The sequence below is a fragment of the Mesorhizobium sp. M7A.F.Ca.ET.027.02.1.1 genome (genome assembly GCF_004022985.1).
In the GTDB taxonomy this organism is placed as follows: Bacteria; Pseudomonadota; Alphaproteobacteria; order Rhizobiales; family Rhizobiaceae; genus Mesorhizobium.
Genome location: NZ_RZOL01000299.1, coordinates 1 through 7,611, shown reverse-complemented (window position 1 = coordinate 7,611; position 7,611 = coordinate 1). Strand labels below are relative to the sequence as shown.

The following is a 7,611-nucleotide window of genomic DNA, read 5'->3' as shown; positions in this document are numbered from 1 at the left end:
CGCGTCCCCGGCAGACGCCTAGCGAGCGTCCCCGCCATGTCGCGGAAGCGGTCGACATCGCCTCGCTGCTCAATGCGCAGTTGGAGGAGAGCTTTTCGATCCGCGTCGGTGACGGGCGGCCGCCCGCCTCATGGATGGAGGAATCGGAAGTGCGGCGCCATCTCGGACTGCTCGGCCGGCACCAGAGGTCCAGCAGTGACGGCTATGGTTCGGCGATGGGCCTGCCGGCGCTGCGCGAGCGCCTTGCCTTCGACCTCATGGAGCGCGAGGTGCAGGCGAGCCCGGACCAGATCCTGCTGACATTCGGCGCCAACCACGCACTGGACCTGATCATACGCCGCTTCCTCGTCGCCGGCGATACCGTGCTGGTCGACGACCCCGGCTATTACCCGCTTTTCGCCAAGCTGAAGCTGGCGCAGATCCGCATGATCGGCGTGAAGCGGACGCCGACCGGTCCGGACCTCGACGATCTCGCCGGCAAGGCCGAGCGCGAGCGTCCGAAGCTGTTCTTCACACAATCGCTTGCGCACAATCCAACCGGCAGCTCGACCAACCTGCCGACGGCTCACTCGATCCTGACGATCGCCGCGCGCTGCGACATGCTGGTGGTCGAGGACGACCCGTTTGTCGACCTGCCGACGGTCCGTGGCGTTGGCCTTGCGCCTCTCGACCAGTTGCGGAACGTCATCTGCGTGCGCACCTTTGCCAAGACGTTGTCGGCCAGCCTGCGCTGCGGCTATATCGCCGCGCGCCCCGACCTTATCGCTTCCCTTGCCGAGTTGAAGATGCTGACGACAGTCAACAGCTCAGGACACATTGAGCGGTTGATCCATGGATTGATCAGTGAAGGTCACTATCGGCGCCACCTCAAGCGTTTGGCGCAGCGTGTGCAGCAGGCCACCGAGACGGTCGTTCCCCGCCTTCAGAAGATGGGTCTTAAGCTCTTTGCCGAGCCGACAGGTGGATACTACGTCTATCTGGAGCTTCCCGAGTATGTCGATGACATCGCCCTCGCCCGGGAAGGCGCTCGCCAGGGGATTTTTATCGCACCTGGTACCGTGTTTTCGCCGGAGCGCCAACCTGCCAAGGCAGGCATCCGCGTCAACATCGCCTGGGCCTCGGATCCTCATTTTTTTGACTTCATGCTGGCAGAGCTTAGGCATCGGCGGACTTGAACATGACAAAGCCCCGCCTTGCGGCGGGGCTTAGTGCTTGACGGACCACTCCGCGGCGCGTCGTGACCAGATGAGCGAGAAGTCGCCCCCGGTGTCGGTCTCGACCAAGCTCGCGTGGATCGGAGCGGGGAAGCTGGGATCGTCGAGCTTGGGCAGCTCCGAAGGCCAATTGATTGCTGAGGGCAGCGGCTTCCAAGCCGCCAAATGCCGTGACGATTCCCGTCACACCCGATCCTCCACCGCATGGCCGAATGTGCAATTACGCCTCACACCGGCGAGGCATTGCTGGGAAAGGGTCGTCTACACGCCGGGCGTCTGATGCCGAGGTCATGCGCTGCGGGACTTTCGAGACAGAGTGGTGGAAATTCCCGGTTCGAGCGTTGGTTTGCACCGGATTCAGTTCCATGACCCGATGACAGTGTGGAATTTCCTGTGCCATAAGGCCAATCGGTTGAACCAATTCAGAAGGGATGGAAACGATGGCTGTAAACACGATCGATATTGCCGAACGCCTTGCAGACGCGCACGGCCTGTCGAAAACCCAAGCGAAATCCGTGGTCGAGGATGTGTTGAAGGGCATTGCGGAAGCCGCTGCCAAGGGCGAGGAAATCAGCCTCAATGGCTTCGGCAAGTTCAAGGTACAGAACAAACCAGCACGTGATGGCCGCAACCCGTCGACTGGAGCCACGATCAAGATCGCCGCATCGAAGAAGATCGTCTTCCAGCCGGCAAAGGCTCTCAAGGACTCGGTGAACGGCTGACCATTTTATGACGATACATCTCGTCTGATAGTAACGCGCCGTTCTGTTGGGCGATGGTGTCTCATGCCAAGATCATCAGTTTCTCATTGCTGCCGTTCTTAGGTCGGGGTCCCAAGCCGCGCCATTGGCGCGGCCGGAAAATTCTCCAACACCTATTTTATCACAATCTAATGTGAGCCTCGCAATCTGCAAACTCAATGACGTCGACCCACTCGGCTATCTCGCCGACGTGCTCACTAGGGTCTTCAACCGCCATCCGAACAGCCAGATAGACGGCCTGCTACCTTGGACCTATATCTGGGCGCTTGAGCTAAGGACGTGGCCTGAGAACACCGCTTACGATCCACACATCCCGACCTCCTTCAGAAGCGCGCGCATCTCGACGGGAGTTGCACGACAGAAAGTTCGAAAACCTTCCAGGCACCCCAGGCAAACTGGACTGTGGCTAGGAACTGGGGAGGCCAGCCCTCGACAGCATCTCAAGGAACCGGGAATGGTGATGATCCTTCACATAGCGCGGCACAAAGCCAGGGCAGACATTGCTCAGATTGAGATGCGGAAGTTGTGACAGGCAATGGTGGATGGCCCGGGACGCTTCTTCGTTGTTTCCGGTGGCCGACGCGGTCGCGGCCCAATAAAGGGCGCCGCGAACGAAGCCCGGCTTTGTCCTGACCACTTTGCGGGCAGCTTCGAGCGCCCGCTGGTTGTCTCCGCCAGCGAAGAGCGCCACAACCAGGCCGTGGTGGCGCCAGAAGTCGATCACATCGTGCGTTCCGAGCCGGATTGCTTCGTTGGCCTCGCGCACCGCTTCGTCGACCTGTCCGCGCAACGCAAAGAGCATCGAAATATCGCCGTGGCCAGTCGGGTAGCTTGGGTTGAGGCTGATCGCGTGGCGGCATTCGGCGATCGCCTCGTCGATACGACCGCAACTTTCGAGAGCGAACGACAAGATACATCGGGCAATTTCATCGTCCGGTACCGCCCGCACCGCGGCTTCCGCAAGCTCGACCGCACGCTCGATCACCCCTCGCTCCCGAGGCAGCGCACCAAACGCCACGCCCATGGATATTACGATCGAGAGCGTCCGCTTTGCACGGGCGTTGTCGGGACCAAGCGAGAAGGCCTTCTCGGCAAGCTCTATCCCGACCAGAAGTGAGTCCCGAGTCATCTCAAAATATTTCATGAGAGCTTCGTTGACCAGCCTGCGCACTTCAGGGGCACCCGGCGGGCTTTTGTCTCGAACCTTCCAGTTGGTCAGTTGAAGTTCGAGGATCACGGCAAGTACAACAGACTGTGCGATCCTGTCCTGGAATTCGAGCGCGTTCTCGGAGTGGCCGTCGAACTTCTGGGCCCAGACGTGGTGGCCGCCGGCGGCATCGACGAGCTGGACATTCACCCTCAACCCATTGCCGGATCTCTGGACGCTGCCGCTGAGCATATATCGCGCCCGGAGTATCCCTGGCGTCTTGGCTTCTTCGCCCGGACCGCTCTTTTCGGGCGGAAGCGCGGCGAGCACGACATAGTCGGCCACTTCGGAGAGGGCTGTCGTGATGTCCTGGACAAGTCCCTTGGCGAAAAAGTCGTCGCCTTGCTTTCCGGTCAGATTGACGAAGTCGGCAACGCTGATGGAGGGACGCCCAAGGCGCTGGCTGGCCGGAACACCACTTGTCGACTGCACATTTGAGGTGTCGTCGGCGGCAAGCAACAGAGATTGCCAAAGCGCCCGCGTTTCAGGGCCGGCTTCGACGCCGAACTCCTTCTTCAGCATGCTTCTGCAAGCTTCGTATGTCCTGATTGCCCTGTCTCGTTGGCCACATGCGAGCAGCAATTCCATCTTGAGCCGATAGGATTCTTCCCGTGTCGGTTCCATGGTCACAATACGATCGGCCAGGATCAGCCCGGCATCAGGGTCGACGAGACGGGCCAGTTTTTCGAAGGACTCAAGCGCGCGGCCGAGCAGCCTGTCGCGTTCCGATGTGATCCAGTCATCGAACGCATTGCTTCCCAGGTAAAGCCCGTCGAGGAAGGGCCCGGTGTAGTTCGCCAAGGCCTTCGCGAGGTCCTGGGCGGAACGTGCCGAGAGACCCGTTTCGAACTTCTCCACGTCGACTTGAACGGCCTCTGGCCTCAGGGCGATCAGCTCACCGCTGGAATGGATGAGATCCACCCCCTCTCGCGCCAGATCCTGGCGCAGGACACTGAGGGCTTGCCGAAGGCTGTTGCGCGAATGTTCGCCGTCGCTGTCGCCCCATAGGAGGTCAGCCAGCCTCTCCCGCGTCGCCGCCGTGCCAGGACATCGGGCCAGATAGGCGATGATTGCCGGCCCTCGTTTCCCGGTCAGCCGAAGCGGACCGGCCGTTTCATTTTCAATCCGGAAACCGCCGAAGAGTGAGATTCTATTTGCAGCGCCCCTGTCCTCACTTTGCATTTGCTATCCCAGCCTGACGAAATCCTAACTCAAAACTAACGCTTCGCAACAGTCGGCCTTCGCGCTCAAGCGCTGCCGTAACGGCAGGCTGTTTAGGCTTTGCTAAATTAAGGTGACCAAGTCAACGAAAGGCTTGGTTCGAGGGGGACGCGTGTCCAGGACAAGAGCCAATTTGCTGCTGCTATTCGCAGCCGCTTTGTGGGGCTTCGGCAATGTCTCGCAAAAGATGGTGCTTGTGCATCTCGACGCGCTGAGTGCGGTGGGTCTGCGCTGCCTGATCGGCGGCCTGCTTGTGTTGCCCTTTGTCTTGATGGAGAGGCGGCTTCCGCTCGGGCCGGACTATTTTTCCAGCTTGGCCAAGGTGTGCGCGCTGTTTGCCATCTCCATCACGCTCCAGCAGCTTTGCTATCTCGGCGCCTCCGTCACCAATGCGAGCTTCCTGGTCAGCACGGCAACGGTAATGACACCGCTGGCCGCCTGGTTTCTCGTAGGCGAACGTCCGACAGCGAGTCTCACGGTCGCCGCCGGGCTGACCGTTGTTGGAGCCCTGCTGTTGTCGGATGGGATTGCCGGGTTCAGCAGTGGCGATCTCACCGCTGTCCTCTCGGCTGCCTGCTATGCGCTCTGGGCAGTCGAACTGGGTCGGCACATGCAGGTGCATGCGCGGCCGTTCACCGCAGCCGCGACACAGTTCTTCGGCGCCGCCGCCTTCGCCCTGCCGCTCGGCGCAATGCAAGGCAATCTGTCGTTGGCCGCCGCATTCGCAGCCGGCCCGGAACTGGCGATCCTCGGCGTGTTCTCCACTGCGATTGCCTTCGGCATACAGACGGTTGCCCTCCGCTTTACGCCGGCCAGCCACGCCGCCGTGATCGTCAGCGCAGAAAGCGTTTTCGGGGCGCTGGGCGCGGCGATCTTTCTCGGCGAGCGGAGCTCGTCCGCGAGCGCATTGGGTGCCGCCATCATTCTGGGTGCGATCCTGTCCGTGGCACTGTCGAACCGAGCGCCGCAGGCACGCACGTCCTTGCGAACCGCTTCGGTTCAACCCTTCGACGGGGCCCCTGCCTTTGCAGCTGCCGCCGCAAATTGGGCAGGCGATCGTCACCCCAACAATTCAGGTCCAGTGGAGGAATGTGATGACCCTTGCCGGTGATGCGAAACCTATTCCGGCCCCGGTTGCCGCCCGACACGGGGCCAGTGGCGTCGATCAGTCAGGCGGCGGTGGCTTTGCCGATGGCGGCCGGACTTCTCGCGGGGGCGCAGTGATGGACGCGCGGAGAATCCTTCTTCCGATCGCACATTTGGCATCGGCGCTTCGCGCCCGCATGAGGGGACCGGGCGGCTACTACAACAGCGGCAACGCGCTCGGCCTCATTGTCGGTCTCGCGATCCAGATTGCCACCGCGCCGGTCGGCTTGCATGAGGGAAGCAGCGTCACCATGGCGGTGATCGAATACTTCGCTGGCAGCCATGGCACTGTTGCGCTGACCTTGACCACCCTGGTCTTCTTCTGGGGCGGCGAGGCCTATCACCGGGCCTGGGCAAGGCCGGATGCTCCCGATCCCGCCCTCAACCGTCTGGGCGACTTCCTGTCGGGCCTGGGTGCGATCGGGCTCGGCATTGCCCTGTTGCTGCTCGGCGATCCATTGCTTGCGGCGACCTCCGGCCTGCTGCATGCGCTGGGCAAATTCGGCAGCACCTTCCACAGGCCCGGCACGCCAATTCCGATGTGGCCGGCCGCTTGGCCCGATCCGTTCCGCAGTGCGGTGCTCGCCAGCCGGTTGCCGGCAATGCTGGCGACGACAGTGGCCCTCGGCCGTGCTTTGCCTGAGGTCTGGTCGGGCGGCTCCTTCGCGGCCCTCGCCATGCCACTGACTTTGCTCGGCTGTTATCTCTTGTGGACCAAGGCCGATCTGCTGCTGTTCGGCGTGGGCACCAAGGCGATCCGCCAGATTTCCACATGTTGAGCTCGCTTTTGAAACGACCGGATGTCGAGATGGAGAATGACATGTTTGGCAGTGTGTATCATCAGGACGCCGGCCCCCCATCCTTTCGCAAACGGGTGCGGGCGACAGGCTGGGGCAGTCTCCTGACGCCGGCCGGTTCAATCTCGAGAGTGACAGGAATACTTGCAGCTTCGCTGTTTTGGGGAGCCTCGGCCCATGCCGCGAACGTTGACGTCGCCATCGTGTTCGCGGTCGACTTCTCGTCATCCATCGATCCGAAGATTGCCGATATGCAACGCGAGGGACATGCCGCGGCACTCACCTCGCCAGAGATCATCGCCGCCATCAGCCGGAATTATGTTGGCTGCATCGGCGTTGCCTATTTTGAATGGTCGAGCCCCGGACACGCACGCGTCGTGCTGCCGTGGACAAGCATCTGCGGACTGGAAGATGCCAAAGCGGCGGCTGCGGTGATCAGCAGGAAAGGCGATGCCGGCTTCATCCGCAGAGGGCGAGGCGGAACATCCGTTTCCTCGGCTATCGACATCGGCAGTCTCCTGCTCGACCAGTTTCCGGGAAAGGCGGCCAAGAAAGTCATCGATATCTCCTCCAATGGCGAGAACAACGACGGGCTTCCCGTCCAGCCGAGCAGGTCGAACGCCATAGCCAAGGGATATACGATCAATGCAATCGCCATCCCGACGGAGGATGAGAATCCCGACGAACCTCTGGCATCCTATTTTGCCAGATCGGTGATTGGCGGTTCCCAGGCCTTCGTCATGACGCCGAAGGGGCCAGACGACTACACGATGGCGCTTCGCCGCAAGCTCGTGACTGAAGTAAGCATGAACGACGAGCGTCCGCTGTGAAAGTGTGCCACGCAGGACGAACTTTCGACCCGCCAGACCGAGCGCATTGCACAACAAGACCCGCCCCGCTGCAGCGCGAGTCCTTGTAGGTCCGTCAGGACAATAGCCTATCGCCGCAACGCGTGCACCCTTGCCTCGCCTTCGCCGGGTACCGGCAACGCCATGTCGTCATCGAGAAGACGCGTGATGCGGGCAAAGCCGGTGAACGCTTTCCTTGCTTCCTCGGCCGACATCTGACCCGACAAGGCGGCCGAGCAACAATTCAGCGCGCACTGATAAACCGGACCGCGCCGTCCTGTCGGCCATTTCCGCAAGAACATCATGGCTTCGGCAACATTATCGATTTCTTCCACAGGGTGTCCTTGCCCGCGCGAAATCCGCACGGGCGAAAAGAAATGCAATTGATCCATCGTTTCCTCCCGGTCGACCGCAATG

The 7,611-nt window shown here is 61.4% G+C and carries 7 protein-coding genes and 2 pseudogenes; 6 read left to right on the top strand and 3 right to left on the bottom strand.

Annotated elements, in window-relative coordinates; genetic code table 11:
- The coding region (locus tag EN749_RS25890; RefSeq protein ID WP_145991005.1) for a PLP-dependent aminotransferase family protein at positions 1–1,175 on the top strand (1,175 nt) is incomplete at its 5' end.
- A gap of 30 nt (positions 1,176–1,205) precedes the next feature.
- Here EN749_RS25890 and EN749_RS25885 read toward each other — a convergent pair.
- Positions 1,206–1,325: pseudogene (locus EN749_RS25885) on the bottom strand (DUF736 family protein); the annotation flags it as partial.
- A gap of 329 nt (positions 1,326–1,654) precedes the next feature.
- Between EN749_RS25885 and EN749_RS25880 the strand changes: the two are divergent.
- Positions 1,655–1,936, top strand: a complete 282-nt coding sequence (locus tag EN749_RS25880) for an HU family DNA-binding protein (RefSeq protein ID WP_095089546.1) — start codon at positions 1,655–1,657, stop codon at positions 1,934–1,936.
- 187 nt (positions 1,937–2,123) lie between these two features.
- Positions 2,124–2,231, top strand: a pseudogene (locus EN749_RS25875) (transposase domain-containing protein); the annotation flags it as partial.
- A gap of 150 nt (positions 2,232–2,381) precedes the next feature.
- Here the strand turns inward: EN749_RS25875 and EN749_RS25870 are convergent.
- On the bottom strand, positions 2,382–4,364 hold the full coding sequence (locus tag EN749_RS25870) for a BTAD domain-containing putative transcriptional regulator (protein WP_128364220.1): 1,983 nt from the start codon (positions 4,362–4,364) through the stop codon (positions 2,382–2,384).
- Positions 4,365–4,515: 151 nt separating this feature from the next.
- Here EN749_RS25870 and EN749_RS25865 point away from each other — a divergent pair, with 151 nt between their 5' ends.
- The 3 genes from EN749_RS25865 to EN749_RS25855 all read left to right on the top strand — a co-directional run bounded on the left by EN749_RS25865 (position 4,516) and on the right by EN749_RS25855 (position 7,176).
- Positions 4,516–5,514: a DMT family transporter gene (locus EN749_RS25865; protein WP_127323081.1), complete on the top strand. Its 999-nt coding sequence runs from the start codon at positions 4,516–4,518 to the stop codon at positions 5,512–5,514.
- A 148-nt stretch (positions 5,515–5,662) separates the two neighbouring features.
- Positions 5,663–6,328, top strand: coding sequence for a hypothetical protein (locus EN749_RS25860; protein ID WP_245482669.1), 666 nt, complete (start codon positions 5,663–5,665; stop codon positions 6,326–6,328).
- Positions 6,329–6,369: 41 nt separating this feature from the next.
- Positions 6,370–7,176, top strand: a complete 807-nt coding sequence (locus EN749_RS25855) for a DUF1194 domain-containing protein (RefSeq protein ID WP_127810441.1) — start codon at positions 6,370–6,372, stop codon at positions 7,174–7,176.
- A gap of 107 nt (positions 7,177–7,283) precedes the next feature.
- On the opposite strand, the gene EN749_RS25850 is transcribed toward EN749_RS25855, so the two are convergent.
- A partial coding sequence (locus EN749_RS25850; RefSeq protein ID WP_245491502.1) for a DUF982 domain-containing protein occupies positions 7,284–7,611 on the bottom strand: 328 nt, incomplete at its 5' end.